Genomic DNA, 16,363 nt, shown 5'->3' with positions numbered 1-16,363 from the left:
GAATTCTACAGTTGGATTGCCACTTATGGTGGTAAGGCTTCGCGGTTTGGTACATTCTTAGAATAACAGTACAATGAAATATCAGAACCCGAAGTCGTAGAGATTTCGGGTTTTTTATTGCGCAATATTTCAAACTCCCAGGCTTACCCGAAATCTTTTTTAGTGTCATTACAGACGAAGCAGGTGAATTATATCCTCACACTGTACCGTCTATTATTAATCCATTCAACTAGTGTTTTAGTTGATTAAAAGTTGTGTGAGATAAAAGAATTCAGTTTCTACAATCTTGCATCATACTTCTGTAAACAATGGAAAATGATAACCTTCTGTTTTACCGGCTGAGAAGCGTGAGAAGCAGAAAAAGAACAATTAGAAAAGATGTAGAAAAGCAGATAAGAAAAAAATATCAACGTAGTGATGAACTTTGGGACATAAGACGAAATACCCCATGGATTCCTTTGGATAAACCTTATCAAAGAGGATTTGTAAGATTCTTTGCAGTAAGGGAAGATGTATTGAGATCTAAAGACGGAGATTTCTTTGAAGGAATATTGAAGAAGATTAACACCTACATGTATTCGGAAAGTCGTCAGTTTTTGAAAAAGAAAAGAAAATTCAGACGAAGAATATATGTAGAAAGAGTACAGAAGCTCAAACATATCTCTTCATATTCATGGAATGATCCAAAATTGGAGCTTACTCCAAGGGAGAGACAGTATTTTTTGAAACAGGAAGAATACTGTTCTGCCCGGAAGACTTATGTGCCTTACTACGAATTTACCGAATCCTGGAGATTTACCCTGCGTACAAGACCTAATATGATTACCCATTATAAACCTGTAAATTTTGAATTAGAAAAAGAATGTGCAGAACTGGACGATTATTTGGGGCAATATAAAATTGTAGGAATTATCCACAAAACAATTTATGGCAGATCATATCCATGGAAAAGGAAAAGAGAAGATATTCCACTTATCAAAGGCAGGAAATATGCAACCTGCACAATGTCTGCAACAGAGATTGCAGAAAGCTTACAGGACTTATAGGTCCAACTGTTATTTAAAACAAAAACAATGGGAAATTTAAAACTAAAAGGAAAAGATATATTAAAACTGGGCTATCCAAATAACCAAAGCGTAAACGTAGCATTGGAAGTCATGAAAAGAAATTTTGCAACGAAAAATATTCATCACGTAAAATCTCTTTTAAAGGAAATCCTGCTGAATCCGGAGAATTTTGAAAAAGATCTCACCTTCGGACAAATTGCAGAAACCCTGCTTTCATCCAAAAAAACTGAAAAAAGAATGCTGAATTCACAACGTGCTTCATTTCAGATTTTTGGAAACAATATTTCAGAAGAGGCAAAAAATCAGTTATATACTGCTTTGAAACTGCCTATTTCTACTCAAGGAGCATTAATGCCAGATGCCCACAGCGGGTATGGACTTCCGATAGGAGGTGTTCTGGCAGTGGAAAATGCGGTAATCCCCTACGGAGTAGGAATGGATATTGGCTGCAGAATGAGCCTTAGCATTTTGGATACACCTATTTCATATCTTGAAGGAGCAAGAGATAAATATGAAAAAGCGCTTGCCGAACATACAAAATTCGGAATGTATGAAACGCATAAATCTCACATAGATCATGAGATTTTCGACAGAGAGACATTCGATATGATCCCGATCTTAAGAAGATTAAAAGGAAAAGCAATCAAACAGATGGGATCCTCAGGCGGAGGAAATCACTTTGTTGAATTCGGAGAAGTAGAAATCACCGAAGAAGATAAACAGATTGGCCTGCCGAAAGGAAAATATCTGGGAATCCTTTCTCATAGCGGTTCAAGAGGCCTCGGAGCAGAAATCGCACAGTATTATTCAAGAGTGGCAACAGAACAATGTCCGTTACCAAAAGAAGCTCAAAATTTCGCATGGCTGGATCTTAGTACCCACCTTGGACTGGAATACTGGACAGCAATGAATCTTGCCGGAGATTATGCTTCAGCATGCCATGACGATATCCATAGAAGGCTGGTAAAAGCAGTCGGTGGAAGAGTAAAAGCCAGAATTGAAAACCATCACAACTTTGCGTGGAAAGAAATCCATAACGGTAAAGAATTGATTGTTCACCGTAAAGGAGCAACACCTGCCAATGAAAATGAACTGGGAATGATCCCGGGATCTATGACGGCAAAAGGATTCATTGTTCGCGGAAAAGGAAACCCGGAATCACTGAACTCAGCATCTCATGGTGCGGGAAGAGCCCATTCAAGAGGGGAATGCAGAAGCCTTTTTACTCAGCATGACATCAAAAAAGAACTGAAATTGAAAAATGTTACCCTGATGGGTGGAAATGCAGAAGAAGCACCTATGGCTTATAAAGATATCAATGAAGTGATGAATGCACAGAGTGAGCTGGTAGATATTCTGGGAACATTCCAACCGAGAATTGTGAGAATGGATAGGTAATTTGTCTAATACTTTACAACCTTATAGGTTTCAAAAACCTATAAGGTTTAACAAGGAAATATTTTAAAATCTACAAGGTTTAAAATGTTCAATTAAAAAACAAAAAAATGGGAGCACCACATAACATAAAAAGATACGGTGAAATCTGGCCGGAATTCAGAATCCGGTTAGGGCTCGAAATTTTAAATATATTAAAAGATAAAATCATTATATCAGGTGGCTGGACATGGCATTTCATGTCTGAAACAGGACATACAGAATACAAACATGCCCATGATCACAAGGATATTGATGTTTTTGTAAAAAAAGAAAATGTAGCAGAAGTAGTTATCATTCTTCAGCAGGAAGGGTTCCAGAAAGTCTGGACCCGATATGACCATCTGCCGAGTGAAGAAAACTTTCGCAGGTATGAGAAAACAGTTGAGATGGAAAATGAAAAATTTCATAGAATTACCATAGACTTCTTTGAAAAGGATGGTCTTGAAACCATTGAAGCTAATGGTTTTACCGTTGTGAAACCTGATATTTTACTTTCGTTTTACAGAAATATTCATTCCAGTGACAAATGCTGGGCAGTGATGGCTGCAAAAGATTTATTACAAAGGGGAATAGATCCGGTAGGAAACCCTTTATTAAGCAAAATGCCAACATAAAAAATGGAAAAATTAATACAGATCACTTCGGGAAGAGGTCCTTTAGAATGCCAGTGGGTAGCAGCCAAGGTTCTGAAGACCTTTCTTGAAGAGGCAAAACAAAATACAATAGAATACGAAATCATTCATCGTGAAAACGGTGATGAAAACCTAACCCTAAAGTCTGTGACCATACTTTTAAGAGGAAAAGACTTAAGCCTGTTTTTAAAAAACTGGCTGGGAAGTGTTTGCTGGATTGGAAAAAGTACATTCAGGAAACTGCACAAAAGAAGCAATTGGTTTATCGGAATTTTTGAATTGGACGATGTAAAAATGATTGATTTCAATGAAAAAGATATCCGGTTTCAGACAGCGAGAAGTCAGGGCAGCGGAGGACAAAACGTAAACAAGGTGAATACCGCTGTGCGTGCTACTTATATTCCTACCAATGAAACTGTTTTTGTACAGGACTCTCGTTCGCAGCTGGAAAATAAAAAACTATCTGTTATCAGACTTAAAGAAAAAGTAATGGCTGTTTATGTTCAGCAGCTGGAAAGAAAACTAAAAGAAACCTGGTCTCTTCAGATGCAGGTGGAACGGGGAAATCCGGTTCGTACATTTTCAGGAACAGATTTTAAAAAGAATTATGAAGACAGGACATTTAAAAAACAAAGGAACGTCCTAAAAAATGAACTTAAAAACTACAGACATGACCTTAACTAAAAGTAAATACTATTTTGAAGCATTAGACTATTTTCCATTCAATCTTTCCGAATGTATGGATGCTCTGAACTATGCTCTGTCTTATGAACCTGAAGATGCCGACAGCCTTTGTCTGATGGGAAGAGTATATTCAGAAGAATTGAAGGATTATGAAACAGCTAAAAAATACTTCGATGAAGCTATGCAGAGTAACATCGGAAATATCAATACTCCCAAATATTACATTGAGTGTCTTTTGAATAACGAAGATTATAAAGAAGCAGAAAAATTAATTGAATTTGCTTTAAAATTAAAGGGAATTGACAAATCGGAAATTTTGAACTGTCTCTCCCTTCTGCAGGAAAGAAACTTTGAGTATAAGCAAGCTTTAGGAACCCTTAAAGAAGCCAAAAAATTTGCTTACAACCGTGCAGCCCTAGAAATACTTGAAGATAGAGAGAAACTTGTCAAAGGAAAGGTAACCAGAAACAGAACTATAAAAAAGACGGAATAATCTGCTTTTTAACTTATAATAAAAATAGTATGACTACCTCAAAAGTCAAATCATTTGACTTCTGTCATTCTGACGAAGGAAGAATCTCATTGATAACCATAAGCGTGAGATTCTTCACTCCGTTCCATTTCGTTCAGAATGACAATTTTGAGGCAGTCTTATTTTTTATTAACAGAAATCAGGTAATCATACACCATTTGATGCTGGTCATCAGTAAGTTTAGCTTTTGGAGCCATTCTGCTTAATGTATTGATCCATCCCTGGTTGTCATGCTTGGTTGGTTCTGGCAGCTTATGGCATTTTGCACAGGAATTTTCAAAAATAGTTTTCCCTTGTGCCAATTGCTCAGATGAGGTATACTTTGGCCCTGTAACAGCCACACTTTTTGGTCCGCAGGACACCAGAAATGCTGATGCTGCAATACCTGTTAAAATGAATTTTTTCATATCCTATTTTTGTTTGATGATTACTTCTTTACAGAAACAATATAATCATAAACCCATTGGTGCTGTTCATCCGTTAATTTTGCCTTTGGAGCCATAGAATTCATGATTCCTACCCATTGTACAGGATTGTGTGAAGCAGGATCAGGTAATTTATGGCATCTTCCACAAGAGTTTTCAAAAATTGTTTTTCCTTGAGCAATCTGTTCTGCAGTAGATGTAGATGTTCCTGCAGTGGCGGTGGATGTAGCAGCTTTCGGCGTACAGGAAACCACCAAAATAGCAGTAAACGAAGCCGCAGCGATGAGTTTTTTCATGTTTCTTCTTTTTGAGATATAACAAATGTAATAAATTCCTTAAGCCTTTGATACAGGGCGTTATAGTTTTAATTTAGAAGAAATAAAAATTAAATTCATGAAAAATCTGTAATTCAGAATGAATAAAATTTTAAGTCTTTTGTTTCATCATTAAGGTTGGGGTATTGACCATTCCCATTTTAATTATTAATTTTGAATCAATGAAATTTTCTACAGAAGAGCTAATAGAAGGAATACAGTCAGGAAACAAACGCCTGATTGCAAAAGCTATTACATTGGTTGAAAGTAAAAAAGCAGAGCACAGAATACAGGCAGAAGACCTTCTGAAGAAGATTATGCCTTTTACCGGAAACTCTGTGAGAGTAGGAGTAACAGGAGTTCCAGGAGCCGGAAAATCCACTTTTATAGAAAACTTCGGCCGGTTGGTTATCACACAAGGCAAAAAAGTGGCAGTCTTGGCTATTGATCCAAGTTCTGCAATCAATAAAGGAAGTATTTTAGGGGATAAAACCAGGATGGAAGAACTTGCGAAGGAAGAGAATGCATTCATACGTCCTTCCCCAAGCTCAGGTTTTCTGGGTGGAGTAGCCAATACTACTTTTGAAACCATGATGATCTGTGAAGCAGCAGGATACGATTATATTTTGATCGAAACAGTTGGAGTAGGGCAGTCAGAAGTCCTTGTTGCTGATATTACCGATGTTTTCTTATTCCTTAAAATCATTGGAGGCGGAGACGAACTTCAGGGAATAAAGCGCGGCATCATGGAAATGGTAGACCTTATTTTCATCAATAAAGTAGATCAGGACAATCTTCAGAAAGCAAAGAATACAAGACTGGAATTAAAAAGAGCGCTGGATTTTATTCCGCCTAAAGAAAAAGGCTGGAAGATCCCTGTTTTATTAGGCTCTGCCCTTCATAACGAAGGATTACAGGAGGTTTATGATGGAATCTTCGAATTTATTGATCTGAAAAAGAAAAGCGGCCGTTTTGAAGAAATCCGTGTTCAGCAAGCTGAAAAACGCTTTGAATATTGGGTTCAGGAATATATTTTATCCCTGATGAAAAAGAGCAATGCAGTGGAAGAAGCTTATCATATGCACAAAAAAAATGCTTCAGCCATGGTTTCCAATCCAAGTACTGAAGCAAAATTATTTGTTGAAAAATTTCTATCTAATAAAAACAGAGATTAAGGTTTCTCTTTTTCCTGTTTTACCTCAGTTTTAGAAATATATCCGTCATAACTAATTGGTTGTCTGTCGTTACTTCTCATAGAAACGAAAGCCTTACCATTTTTGAAAATTTCAATATTCACTTCATCTACAGTTCTTACATCATTAGGCTTGAACTTTAAAGTCCATTTTCCTTTTTTATTCTGAATTTTACTTACAGTAAAATCTTTTGAGGTAAATCTGTAGCTGTTATCGCTGGTATTTCCATAAGAAGGATTGAATACCCTTCCGAAATATGGCAGCACTACATCCAGTGTATTTTTACTTACGTCAATAGTATAATCGCCATTCAGATTCAATATTCTCGTGGCAGTAGCATTAGGCATTGAATTCATGACATTGATAACGTCATAATTCGTAGGATTGGCTCTTTCTGCATGGAACGTAAACTCCTGAGAATTGATTAGTGTATCCACTGTTTTCGAATCTAATGAACCCTGTGAAGCACAGCTCTGAAAAAAGAACAGAAATCCAAAAATCATCAGTAAAGAAATATACTTTTTCATAATGATATAATTATTACATTTAAATAGCAAAATGTATGCAAATATATTCTTTCTGAATTATTTTGGAATAAAAATTGTTAAGGTTGAATTATTAACACTCAAACTATGAAAGTTACACATCTATTAGGAATGGGAGCTATTGCTCTGTCGGCTGTTGCCTGTACTACAAACCCGATTACTGGAAGATCGTCTTTACAACTGGCCAACAACTCGGAAATTTTAACAATGTCTTCGCAGGAATACAAGACGACATTGTCTAAAGGTAAGGTGATTACCGGTACGGCAGATGCAAAGAGAGTGGTAAATGTAGGAAACAGAATTAAAAGCGCTGCAGAAAGATATTATCAGAGTATAGGAAGATCAGCAGATCTTGCGAGCTACAGCTGGGAATTTAATCTTCTGCAAAGCAGCGAACTGAATGCCTGGTGTATGCCTGGTGGTAAAGTAGCTGTCTATACCGGAATATTACCGGTTACCAAAGACGATAACGGACTTGCCGTAGTAATGGGACATGAGGTTTCCCACGCATTGGCAGGCCACGGAAACGAAAGAATTTCTCAGGCAATGGTAGCCCAGTACGGAGGTGCTATTCTGGGAGGAACAATCTCAAATTCACAATGGGCCAGTGTTTTCCAGAAGGTATATCCTATCGGTTCACAGGTGGCATTATTGAAATACGGAAGAGGCCAGGAATCAGAAGCTGATGAAATGGGGCTTTACCTGATGTCTATGGCAGGATATGATCCAAGAGCGGCAATCCCTTTCTGGAACAGAATGGAAGCCGCATCTACAGGTTCAAGACAACCGGAATTCTTGTCTACCCACCCGAATCCGGAAACAAGAATTTCAGATATCAATAAGGATCTTCCGAAAGCTTTAGAATATTATAAGGCTGCGGGAGGAAAAATATAATTAGAATTTTAATCTTGAATAAGGCCTTATTAAATTTTTAGTAAATTTGGTAAGGCTTTTTTATATAACCACCTAAACACAATATTATGAAGAGTTTATCAATTACCGGACTTATACTTTTGGCTGTTTCTGCATTACTTTTCTATTTAACTACTGATTTTGCCGTAGAACAAATAAAAATTTCCCACATTATGGGAATAATGGCAGGAGTAGGAATAGGGCTTATCATTGGAGGAATGGTAGGTTATGTAAGCAAAGGAAGCGCTATAAAAGCGGAACAGAAGAAAAAAGAATTCAAACAGCTGCAGAAAGACAAAGAAGAGCTTGAAAAACAGGCTGCAGACATTGCAAAACGCCAGGCTGAACTTGAAGAACAAAATAAAAACCCTCAAATTTAATTTGAGGGTTTAAAGTTGTTATTTCAATATCTGATTAGAATTTATATCCTAAACCTACCATAAACAGGTTAGGTCTGTTATCATATCTGATTTCCGAACCGGAAACTCTGTTGATAAAGTTTCTTTCGTCTTTACTGAAAGCTCCTTCATATCTTGCATTTACAATAAGTTTTTTGATTTCAAGCTGTGCCCCAAACTGGTAACCTACTGTAAAGTCATTTTTAGCATTTTCTTTGAAATCATTGTAAGTATTGTCTTTGTTTAAATTAAAACTTCCAACAGGTCCTACAAAAACACCTAACATATTCCCCAAAAGGTTATATCCTAAAAGAACCGGAACATCTATACGGTTGCTTTTAACATCAAAAGTAGTGTTCTCTGTAGTAAACTCATTTTTGAAGTGAGTATAATAGATTTCCGGCATCACAAACAATGAAGTAGGAAGACCTACTTTTAATGAAAGGCCGACATTGAAACCTACATTATTTTTACCTGTTCCGTCAATGGCATCATTCACTGTTCCTTTAATATTGGACCACGAAGGAGAGCCGGTAGGAAAAATTAAGTTAGCTTTACCTGCCAGTGAAATCTGTGCAGAAGCCCACATTGAAAATCCTATTAACGCTATACTAAGTACCTTTTTCATTATCGTCTATTTTTGTAGTTGTAGTTTCAATCGTTTTATTATTCTCAAGTAAATATTCTCTCAGCTCTTTAAATAGTTCTGAAGAATAAACGAAATCAATCAGATTTTTATTGCCTGCGGTAATCAGGATGTCTTTATTCCCTTCCCATTCTTTGATTCCCAGTCTTAGGTATACAATTTTCTCGCCAATCGTCATTACAGAGTTCATGTCGTGAGTATTGATGATGGTTGTGGTATTATATTCTTTTGTGATTTCGTAAAGAAGATCATCAATTACCTTAGAGGTATAAGGATCGAGCCCGGAATTAGGTTCATCACAGAACAGGTACTTGGGATTGTTGACAATCGCCCGGGCAATAGCAACTCTTTTCTGCATTCCTCCTGAGATTTCTGAAGGGTATTTTTTATCTGCCTTATCAAGATGTACTCTTCCTATAACTTCAAAAACCCTTTTCTTTTTTTCTCTGTAGGTAAGATTGGTAAACATATCAAGAGGAAACATAATATTCTCTTCCACAGTTAAGGAGTCAAATAATGCACTTCCCTGAAACAGGGTTCCGATTTCTGAACGGAGATGTTGTTTTTCATCCCTGTTCATGGTATTGACATCCCGGCCGTCAAACAGGATTTCTCCTGAAGATGGCATATAGACATTCAATAAACTTTTTAAAAAAACGGTTTTCCCGGAACCACTCTGCCCAATAATTAAGTTTACTTTTCCTTTATCAAATGAAGTTGAAATTCCCTTAAGTACTTCAACATCACCAAAACTTTTTTTAAGATCTTTTACCTCAATCATCAGCTTAATATTAATTGGGTTAAAATTAATTCAGAAATGATAATAAATACCATTGTCCATACCACTGCCTGCGTACTGGCTCTTCCCACTTCCAGAGATCCTCCTTTCACAAAATATCCGAAATAGGAAGGAACTGTTGCAATGATAAAAGCGAAAACGATAGTTTTGCTAAATGCATAGTAAATAAATAAATTAGGCATATACATTTGAATACCAACGATATAGTCGTTTTCTGTCCAGTTCCCTGTTAAAATCCCGGCAATATAGCCTCCACCAATACCAAATACGATACTGATAGCAATAAGAAGAGGGTTAAACAGCATACAGGCGATAATTTTAGGAAGTATCAGAAAATTGGGTGAGTTTACTCCCATGATGTCCAATGCATCAATCTGTTCAGAAACTCTCATAGTTCCAATACTGGAAGCAATATATGAACCTACTTTACCCGCCAGAATCAGACTGATAATAGTAGGGGCAAATTCCAATACCAAAACCGCCTTCGTAGCATATCCCACAAATGAAGGTGGAATAGGAAAAGAAGAAGCATCAAAGTTATTGAACATCTGAATAGCCACTACAGCTCCAACGAATATGGATGTGAAGATGACAAGTCCGAAAGAATTTACTCCCAAATCATTAATTTCTCTCATGAACAGCTTCCAGAAAACCCTCATTTTCTGAGGTTTCCGAAGGGATTTTCCCAAGAGGATCATGTATTCCCCTACTGCTGTGAAAAACTTTTTTAACATACTGCTAAATTAGACTTTTTTATTTAATTAGGCTAGAGTCGAGAACAAGACTAAAGCCTGGTTTTGTGTTAAAATTATTTCAATATTGGTCTGGTCCTGTTCTTTATTTTGCGTTTTTATCTCCACCTATAACCAGGAAAACGGTTTTTAAAATAATCACCAGATCGAGTACAAAACTCCAGTTTCTTACATAAAAAGCATCAGCCAGGACTCGTTTTTTCATTTCTACTTCCACATCCCCGAAGTCACCACGCAGTCCATTTACCTGTGCTAATCCTGTGATACCTGGGCTTACCATACTTCTTAAGCTGTATCTTCCGATTTTTGGTTTATAATAATTGTCAACGGAAAGCATATGAGGGCGCGGACCTACCACAGACATTTCTCCTTTCAGTACATTGATAAATTGTGGAAGTTCATCAAGACTGGTTTTTCTTAAAAACTTACCTACTCTGGTAATCCTTGCATCATTTACCGATGTGGTTTTGGTTGTGGATTCATCATTCACAACCATTGTTCTGAATTTAAAGCAATTGAATACCTCTTCATGGAAACCATATCTTTTCTGAAGGAAAAATACCGGGCCTTTGGAGGTTGCTTTGATTAAAACCGCAATGATGGGAAATACCCAGGAGCAGATAAAAACCAGTATTATAACAGAAAACAAAATATCAAACGTCCTTTTCATCAGGAAATTAGAATAATAATCCAAAGGATATCTTGCCTGATTAAGGACCGGCTGGGTTTGTATATATCCAAGATCATACAGGAAAAAATCGCTTTGTGTGATGCTGGGAATCAATGAAATATGAATCTTATTATCCTCTGCCAATTTGAAAAGCTCATTCTGAATCCATTCATCATAGGAATTTTCCATCGATAAAAACAGAGTGTGTATCCCGTTTTTTTTCCAGAAAGTAACCAGTTCATCAATATTGATCTCAGAGTTTTCATACTCAAATATTCTGTATCCGTAGTCTTTACGGTCTGTGAAAATGTTTTTCAGGATCTCTGTGGAGTGGCTATCTCCTAAAAACATGACATTCCTGTAATTAGCTCCAAGTGATCGTAAGTACTTGATCGCGAAATAAATTAGTGATTTTACAAGAAAGATGAAAATGAAAAGATAAAGTGAGAGCCAGTATATATCCGAACTGAAAAATACATTTTTACTTACCTTTCCTATAAGCAGTACGCCAAGTATAAAAAAGAGGAAGTGGATTAAAAGGCGTTCAAGAAATAAAGTATAAGTAAGGTTCCTCGGAATATTGTATATTTTTGTCCTACCGCTCAACAGCACCCAGAACAAAAACAACAGAATCAGAGAAAAAATATTCTGATACCAGGTTTCTTTATTGTATTTTAAACTTTCGTTTCTGCTTATAAAAAAGAATATGAAGATAGATGCAATAACCATGAGGTCAAGCAACATAATGATCGATTTCAGGTATCTAGAGTATCGAATTCTCTGCATCTATCGGTATTATAGCGGATAAGCCCAGCTAATTTAAGCTTTTTTACGGGATATTCAGATATTTATGAGTCTGAACTGAAGCCTGCCATTCCGGGTGTTCCAGGATAAAATCTGTGATCTTAGGATACATATCATCTCTTTTGCTCCATTCACTCTGAAGATAAAGCTTACAGTTTTCAGAAACTTTTGCAGCCTGTTCCTGTGCAAACGTAAAGTCATGCTGGTTGAAGATAATGACTTTAAGCTCATGGGCTTTTTGATAGATTTCTTCTTTAGGCAGTCCTGTTTTCTTTGGCGAAAGGGTGATCCAGTCCAGCTGTCCGCTCATAGGATAAGCTCCTGAAGTTTCGATATGTACTGTACATCCCAGTTCTTTCAATCTGGAAGTCAGTACTTCTAAGTTCCACATTAGAGGTTCACCACCCGTTAGGACAATTGTTTTACAATGTTTTGCAGCCATTTCTGCAATTTCTACTGTATTCATCAGAGGATGGAGTTCCGGATCCCAGCTTTCTTTTACATCACACCAGTGACATCCTACGTCACAACCTCCCAGTCTGATAAAATAAGCGGCTTTTCCTGTGTGCGCTCCTTCTCCCTGTAAAGTGTAAAAATGCTCCATTACAGGGAGCATTTTACCTTCTTTTAATAAAATATCTTCTTCTTTATTCATCTTAAAATTAGTCGTTATAGACCGAAGTTTTGTAAGCAATGATGGTGTTTTTCATTAACATCGCTCTTGTCATTGGGCCTACTCCTCCAGGTACCGGTGTAATCCAGCTCGCTTTTTCTGCGCAGCTGTCAAAATCTACGTCACCTGCAAGGTAATATCCTTTTGGAGAGTCATTATCTACTCTGGTAATGCCCACGTCAACAATTACGGCTCCTTCTTTAATCATATCTCCTTTTAAGAAATGAGGATCTCCCAAAGCGGTAATTACGATGTCTGCTTTTCTCGTATATTCTTCAATGTCTTTCGTATATGAGTGTGTAAGGGTAACGGTAGAGTTTCCAGGGAAATCTTTTCTTCCCATCAGAATACTCATTGGTCTTCCTACAATTTTACTTCTTCCGATAATGACACAGTCTTTCCCTTTAGTTTCAATATTATATCTTTCTAATAATGTTAAAATACCAAAAGGAGTCGCCGGTAAGAAAGTATCCATTTCAAGAGCCATTTTTCCGAAGTTTTCAGGGTGGAAACCATCCACATCTTTTCTTGGATCAATAGCGTTGATGATTTTTTCCTGATCAATTTGATCTGGTAAAGGCAACTGAACGATAAATCCGTCAACTGCTTTAGATTTGTTAAGCTCGTCAATTTTTTCCAATAGTTCAGATTCTGAAACTGTACTTGGAAATTTGATTAAGCTGGATTGAAATCCTACTTCCTCACAGTCTTTTACTTTAGAGTTTACATAGGCTTTGCTTGCTCCATTATTTCCTACAAGAATTGCTACCAAATGCGGTGCTCTTCTTTTGCTTGCGAGAATCTTTTCTACTTCAACCTTGATCTCTGCTTTAATTTCCTTGGATACTTTAAGTCCGTCAAGAATTTCTGCCATTTTTACTTTTTTACTTTATAGATTTACTTTTACTTTCTTTTTACTTACTATTTGTTTTCTTTATAGTAATTAATCAATCCATTGGTTGAGCTGTCATGAGAGCTTATTGCTTCATTATTTTCAAGCTCTGGAAGAATCTTATTGGCTAATACTTTTCCTAATTCCACTCCAAACTGGTCAAAACTGAAAATATTCCAGATTACTCCCTGAACAAAAATTTTGTGTTCATATAAAGCTATCAATTGACCTAATGAAAAAGGAGTTAACTCTTTGAATAATATGGAATTAGTAGGTGTGTTTCCGTGGAAGACTTTGAAATTGACTAGTCTATCTATTTCTTCATCGGATTTTCCTGAATTTCTAAGCTCTTCTTCAACCTCTTCTTCCAGCTTTCCGAAGGCAAGTGCTTCAGTCTGAGCGAAAAAGTTAGCTAATAATTTATCCTGGTGATCTGAAACTTTGTTCGGACTTTTTGTATAGGCAATAAAGTCTGCCGGAATCAGTTCAGTTCCCTGATGGATCAATTGATAGAATGCGTGCTGACCATTTGTACCTGGCTCTCCCCAGATAATAGGCCCCGTTTCATATTCTACAAATTCTCCGTTTCTGTCTACACATTTTCCGTTACTTTCCATATCTCCCTGTTGAAGATATGCTGCAAACCTGTCCAGATATTGTGAATAAGGTAAGATTGCATACGTGGTTGCTGCATAGAAATTACGATACCAGATCCCCAGAAGTCCCATTAAAACAGGAATGTTTTCCGAGAAATCTGCAGTCTGGAAGTGCTGGTCAGTATCAAAAGCACCTCTTAGAAGCTGCTCAAAGTTTTCATATCCTACAGAAAGCACGATGCTTAATCCGATCGCACTCCATAGAGAATATCTTCCACCTACCCAGTCCCAGAACTCAAAAATATTTTCCTCAGCAATTCCGAACTTCTTAACTTCTTCAATATTAGTAGATAGAGCAACAAAATGTTTCGCTACATCTTCCTGTTTTCCGGCCTTCAGGAACCAGTCCTTTGCTGAGTTTGCATTGGTCATTGTTTCCTGAGTCGTAAAGGTCTTGGAAGCAATGATGAATAAAGTGGTTTCAGGATTTAAATCTTTTACCACTTCTGCAATATGATTTCCGTCCACATTGGAAACAAAGTGAGCGTTTAATCTTGTTTTAAAATGCTTTAAAGCAGAACAAACCATTACAGGACCTAAATCTGATCCCCCGATACCGATGTTTACTACATCCGTAATTTCTTTTCCACTGAAGCCTTTATGCTCTCCTGAAATGATTTTTTCAGAAAAAGATTTCATGTGATCAAGAACTCTTTTGATCTGTGGTTTGATATTTTCTCCGTCCACAAGAATTTCACGGTCTGAGAAATCTCTTAATGCCGTATGCAGTACAGCTCTTCCTTCTGTTTCATTGATTTTATCGCCGGAGAACATTCTTGAAATGGCATCTTTTAACTGGCTTTCTTCAGCCAATTGTAATAAAAGATCCTTTGTTCTGGAATCAATTAAATTTTTAGAATAATCAAAAAGATAGTTGTCCTTTTGCAGGGAAAACTCATTAAAACGGTTCGGATTGTAATGAAAAAGGGTTCTAAGGTCAAAGTCATTTCCACCGAAGTGTTCATCAAGTGCTTTCCAGCTGTTAGTTTGTGTTGGATTTATTTTTGATAGCATATTACAGAATTTTTATCATTCAGAAAATCATGTATTGGATGAAAATAGCTCATAATCCATAATGATTTATTTCTGATTTGCAAATTTACGGAAAAATAAAACCTCAGATAAATTTGAAGACGATAAATAACATTTTTTTAAAAAACAAAACCTCAGAGTTCATCTGAGGTTGTATAAAAAGTGTTTTATGATAAGAATTTAAGATCTTATTCATCTATTTCGTTCAGGATATTTTCCAGTTTTTTGGCGCTTCCTCCATAGATATATTTTGTCCATAGAACGATACTTGTAATGACTCCCAAAGTCCCTAGCAGTACAGCGATGATTAATCCCTGCTGATGAGAAGCCGTAAGTTCTGTCAAAGATTTTCCCTGCTCTTCCATTGTGTTATAAATGACAAGTCCTATTGTTACCAGAAAATGAGGGAGTAATAAAAATCCGAAAGACTGGTATCGTTCCATGTTCAGGCGCAGTTCATGGTATATCTTCCAAAGGCTGTTTTTGGTGTTTCCGGTGTAAAGTTCCGTCTGCTTATAGAATTTATAAAATCCTAACAGGTAGTAAGATGAAATAACTACCATCATTGTATAAGACACATAATAAATAATGTACTGTGAAGATGGAAATTTAAACTGAAGAGGAAAAAAAGCAATCAGAATAATAGCAAGAATCTGCATAGGAAACTCTCTCTTCATATTCTTTTGAATCTTTTCTATAGGGTGTTTGCTTTCCTTTAACTGTTCTATGGTATCAGGAATATGGACGTCGCTGTCTTCTTTATTCCATCGTTCTTTTAATTGATCAAAATTCATAGCCTGATTTTTTTATGATTTGCTGTATTTTTTCTTTTGTTCTGTTGAGTTTTACGCGGGCATTGCCTTCGCTGAGACCTAAATTATTTCCTATTTCTTTATGTGACATCCCTTCCATGAAATAAAATATGACGGCTTTTTCTAAAGAGTTTAGTTCCTGAACGGCAGTATAGAAGATTTCCAGTTGTCTGTCTTTTGTGGGATTATAATCTTCCTGCTGTACTTCAAAATGGGAAGGAGCATCTGTATGGTTATTGGATCTCTTTTTTTCCTTTTTTAAATACGTAATCGCAGTATTGATGGCAACCCGATACATCCAGGTGGAAAACTCACTGTTTCCTTTGAAATTCTGATAGGATTTCCAAAGCTGGATAAGAATCTCCTGCTGCAGGTCTTCGCGGTCTTCTATAGAATCTGCATAGATCCGCGAGGCTTTATATAAAATACCTTTGTGCTGGTTGACAAGCTTTAAAAAAGCAGTTTCAGTGGGATTGCTCACAGTCTTT

20 protein-coding genes are annotated in these 16,363 nt (G+C 36.7%); 8 read left to right on the top strand and 12 right to left on the bottom strand.

The window, feature by feature from the left end; translation table 11 throughout:
- Window positions 1–308: 308 nt before the first annotated feature.
- The 5 genes from OL225_RS19415 (at window position 309) to OL225_RS19395 (ending at window position 4,313) form a co-directional block, all read left to right on the top strand.
- On the top strand, window positions 309–1,046 hold the full coding sequence (locus OL225_RS19415; protein WP_264519283.1) for a hypothetical protein: 738 nt from the start codon (window positions 309–311) through the stop codon (window positions 1,044–1,046).
- Between the two features lie 27 nt (window positions 1,047–1,073).
- Window positions 1,074–2,465, top strand: a complete 1,392-nt coding sequence (locus OL225_RS19410) for an RtcB family protein (RefSeq protein WP_264519282.1) — start codon at window positions 1,074–1,076, stop codon at window positions 2,463–2,465.
- A 107-nt stretch (window positions 2,466–2,572) separates the two neighbouring features.
- Window positions 2,573–3,118 carry a hypothetical protein gene (locus OL225_RS19405; protein WP_264519281.1) on the top strand — a complete coding sequence of 182 codons (546 nt, stop codon included), beginning with the start codon at window positions 2,573–2,575 and terminating at the stop codon, window positions 3,116–3,118.
- Window positions 3,119–3,121: 3 nt separating this feature from the next.
- Window positions 3,122–3,820 (top strand): peptide chain release factor H, encoded by a 699-nt coding sequence (gene prfH / locus OL225_RS19400; protein ID WP_264519280.1) that lies wholly within the window; start codon window positions 3,122–3,124, stop codon window positions 3,818–3,820.
- Window positions 3,807–4,313: a tetratricopeptide repeat protein gene (locus OL225_RS19395; RefSeq protein ID WP_047377295.1), complete on the top strand. Its 507-nt coding sequence runs from the start codon at window positions 3,807–3,809 to the stop codon at window positions 4,311–4,313. Before prfH ends, OL225_RS19395 begins: the two co-directional genes overlap by 14 nt.
- Before the next feature lie 158 nt (window positions 4,314–4,471).
- On the opposite strand, the gene OL225_RS19390 is transcribed toward OL225_RS19395, so the two are convergent.
- Together OL225_RS19390 and OL225_RS19385 are read right to left on the bottom strand one after the other, a co-directional pair.
- Complete coding sequence (locus tag OL225_RS19390; RefSeq protein ID WP_034692685.1) at window positions 4,472–4,759, bottom strand: c-type cytochrome; 288 nt, start codon at window positions 4,757–4,759, stop codon at window positions 4,472–4,474.
- 20 nt (window positions 4,760–4,779) lie between these two features.
- On the bottom strand, window positions 4,780–5,073 hold the full coding sequence (locus OL225_RS19385; protein ID WP_264519279.1) for a c-type cytochrome: 294 nt from the start codon (window positions 5,071–5,073) through the stop codon (window positions 4,780–4,782).
- Window positions 5,074–5,273: 200 nt separating this feature from the next.
- Here OL225_RS19385 and meaB point away from each other — a divergent pair, with 200 nt between their 5' ends.
- Window positions 5,274–6,266, top strand: coding sequence for a methylmalonyl Co-A mutase-associated GTPase MeaB (gene meaB, locus OL225_RS19380; RefSeq protein ID WP_264519278.1), 993 nt, complete (start codon window positions 5,274–5,276; stop codon window positions 6,264–6,266).
- Here the strand turns inward: meaB and OL225_RS19375 are convergent.
- Window positions 6,263–6,811, bottom strand: coding sequence for a DUF4251 domain-containing protein (locus OL225_RS19375; RefSeq protein ID WP_264519277.1), 549 nt, complete (start codon window positions 6,809–6,811; stop codon window positions 6,263–6,265). The two genes, meaB and OL225_RS19375, sit on opposite strands and share 4 nt — an antisense overlap.
- Before the next feature lie 105 nt (window positions 6,812–6,916).
- Here OL225_RS19375 and OL225_RS19370 point away from each other — a divergent pair, with 105 nt between their 5' ends.
- Complete coding sequence (locus OL225_RS19370) at window positions 6,917–7,723, top strand: M48 family metallopeptidase (protein ID WP_264519276.1); 807 nt, start codon at window positions 6,917–6,919, stop codon at window positions 7,721–7,723.
- Window positions 7,724–7,809: 86 nt separating this feature from the next.
- Window positions 7,810–8,121 (top strand): hypothetical protein, encoded by a 312-nt coding sequence (locus OL225_RS19365; protein WP_149835431.1) that lies wholly within the window; start codon window positions 7,810–7,812, stop codon window positions 8,119–8,121.
- Between the two features lie 34 nt (window positions 8,122–8,155).
- On the opposite strand, the gene OL225_RS19360 is transcribed toward OL225_RS19365, so the two are convergent.
- The 9 genes from OL225_RS19360 to OL225_RS19320 form a co-directional block, all read right to left on the bottom strand.
- Window positions 8,156–8,767 (bottom strand): outer membrane beta-barrel protein, encoded by a 612-nt coding sequence (locus tag OL225_RS19360; RefSeq protein WP_047377301.1) that lies wholly within the window; start codon window positions 8,765–8,767, stop codon window positions 8,156–8,158.
- The gene (locus OL225_RS19355) at window positions 8,751–9,566 is read right to left on the bottom strand and encodes an ABC transporter ATP-binding protein (RefSeq protein ID WP_047377302.1); all 816 of its coding nucleotides are present in this window, start codon (window positions 9,564–9,566) and stop codon (window positions 8,751–8,753) included. Before OL225_RS19355 ends, OL225_RS19360 begins: the two co-directional genes overlap by 17 nt.
- Window positions 9,566–10,318 (bottom strand): MlaE family ABC transporter permease, encoded by a 753-nt coding sequence (locus OL225_RS19350; protein ID WP_047377303.1) that lies wholly within the window; start codon window positions 10,316–10,318, stop codon window positions 9,566–9,568. Before OL225_RS19350 ends, OL225_RS19355 begins: the two co-directional genes overlap by 1 nt.
- A 103-nt stretch (window positions 10,319–10,421) precedes the next feature.
- Window positions 10,422–11,735, bottom strand: coding sequence for an exopolysaccharide biosynthesis polyprenyl glycosylphosphotransferase (locus OL225_RS19345; RefSeq protein WP_264519336.1), 1,314 nt, complete (start codon window positions 11,733–11,735; stop codon window positions 10,422–10,424).
- Between the two features lie 100 nt (window positions 11,736–11,835).
- Entirely contained in the window at window positions 11,836–12,465 is a 630-nt protein-coding gene (locus OL225_RS19340; protein WP_047377305.1) for a 7-carboxy-7-deazaguanine synthase QueE, read from the bottom strand.
- Window positions 12,466–12,472: 7 nt separating this feature from the next.
- Entirely contained in the window at window positions 12,473–13,357 is an 885-nt protein-coding gene (locus OL225_RS19335; RefSeq protein ID WP_047377306.1) for a bifunctional 5,10-methylenetetrahydrofolate dehydrogenase/5,10-methenyltetrahydrofolate cyclohydrolase, read from the bottom strand.
- A 47-nt stretch (window positions 13,358–13,404) separates the two neighbouring features.
- Window positions 13,405–15,045 (bottom strand): glucose-6-phosphate isomerase, encoded by a 1,641-nt coding sequence (gene pgi, locus OL225_RS19330; protein ID WP_047377307.1) that lies wholly within the window; start codon window positions 15,043–15,045, stop codon window positions 13,405–13,407.
- 206 nt (window positions 15,046–15,251) lie between these two features.
- Complete coding sequence (locus OL225_RS19325) at window positions 15,252–15,857, bottom strand: hypothetical protein (RefSeq protein ID WP_264519275.1); 606 nt, start codon at window positions 15,855–15,857, stop codon at window positions 15,252–15,254.
- Window positions 15,847–16,356, bottom strand: a complete 510-nt coding sequence (locus tag OL225_RS19320) for an RNA polymerase sigma factor (protein ID WP_047377309.1) — start codon at window positions 16,354–16,356, stop codon at window positions 15,847–15,849. The genes OL225_RS19325 and OL225_RS19320 overlap by 11 nt, the downstream gene beginning before the upstream one ends.
- Window positions 16,357–16,363: the final 7 nt, after the last annotated feature.

It is taken from the genome of Chryseobacterium viscerum (genome assembly GCF_025949665.1).
Classification (GTDB): Bacteria; Bacteroidota; Bacteroidia; order Flavobacteriales; family Weeksellaceae; genus Chryseobacterium; species Chryseobacterium viscerum_A.
This window is presented reverse-complemented; position numbering and strand designations above follow the sequence as displayed.

Coding starts and splice junctions, on each gene's coding strand:
- OL225_RS19335 (WP_047377306.1), bottom strand. CDS start 13,357: ATGGCAGAAATTCTTGACGGACTTAAAGTATCCAAGGAAATTAAAGCA.
- pgi (WP_047377307.1), bottom strand. CDS start 15,045: ATGCTATCAAAAATAAATCCAACACAAACTAACAGCTGGAAAGCACTT.
- OL225_RS19355 (WP_047377302.1), bottom strand. CDS start 9,566: ATGATTGAGGTAAAAGATCTTAAAAAAAGTTTTGGTGATGTTGAAGTA.
- OL225_RS19365 (WP_149835431.1), top strand. CDS start 7,810: ATGAAGAGTTTATCAATTACCGGACTTATACTTTTGGCTGTTTCTGCA.
- OL225_RS19325 (WP_264519275.1), bottom strand. CDS start 15,857: ATGAATTTTGATCAATTAAAAGAACGATGGAATAAAGAAGACAGCGAC.
- OL225_RS19340 (WP_047377305.1), bottom strand. CDS start 12,465: ATGAATAAAGAAGAAGATATTTTATTAAAAGAAGGTAAAATGCTCCCT.
- OL225_RS19395 (WP_047377295.1), top strand. CDS start 3,807: ATGACCTTAACTAAAAGTAAATACTATTTTGAAGCATTAGACTATTTT.
- prfH (WP_264519280.1), top strand. CDS start 3,122: ATGGAAAAATTAATACAGATCACTTCGGGAAGAGGTCCTTTAGAATGC.
- OL225_RS19345 (WP_264519336.1), bottom strand. CDS start 11,735: ATGGTTATTGCATCTATCTTCATATTCTTTTTTATAAGCAGAAACGAA.
- OL225_RS19375 (WP_264519277.1), bottom strand. CDS start 6,811: ATGAAAAAGTATATTTCTTTACTGATGATTTTTGGATTTCTGTTCTTT.
- OL225_RS19390 (WP_034692685.1), bottom strand. CDS start 4,759: ATGAAAAAATTCATTTTAACAGGTATTGCAGCATCAGCATTTCTGGTG.
- OL225_RS19415 (WP_264519283.1), top strand. CDS start 309: ATGGAAAATGATAACCTTCTGTTTTACCGGCTGAGAAGCGTGAGAAGC.
- OL225_RS19370 (WP_264519276.1), top strand. CDS start 6,917: ATGAAAGTTACACATCTATTAGGAATGGGAGCTATTGCTCTGTCGGCT.
- OL225_RS19405 (WP_264519281.1), top strand. CDS start 2,573: ATGGGAGCACCACATAACATAAAAAGATACGGTGAAATCTGGCCGGAA.
- OL225_RS19385 (WP_264519279.1), bottom strand. CDS start 5,073: ATGAAAAAACTCATCGCTGCGGCTTCGTTTACTGCTATTTTGGTGGTT.
- OL225_RS19350 (WP_047377303.1), bottom strand. CDS start 10,318: ATGTTAAAAAAGTTTTTCACAGCAGTAGGGGAATACATGATCCTCTTG.
- OL225_RS19360 (WP_047377301.1), bottom strand. CDS start 8,767: ATGAAAAAGGTACTTAGTATAGCGTTAATAGGATTTTCAATGTGGGCT.
- meaB (WP_264519278.1), top strand. CDS start 5,274: ATGAAATTTTCTACAGAAGAGCTAATAGAAGGAATACAGTCAGGAAAC.
- OL225_RS19410 (WP_264519282.1), top strand. CDS start 1,074: ATGGGAAATTTAAAACTAAAAGGAAAAGATATATTAAAACTGGGCTAT.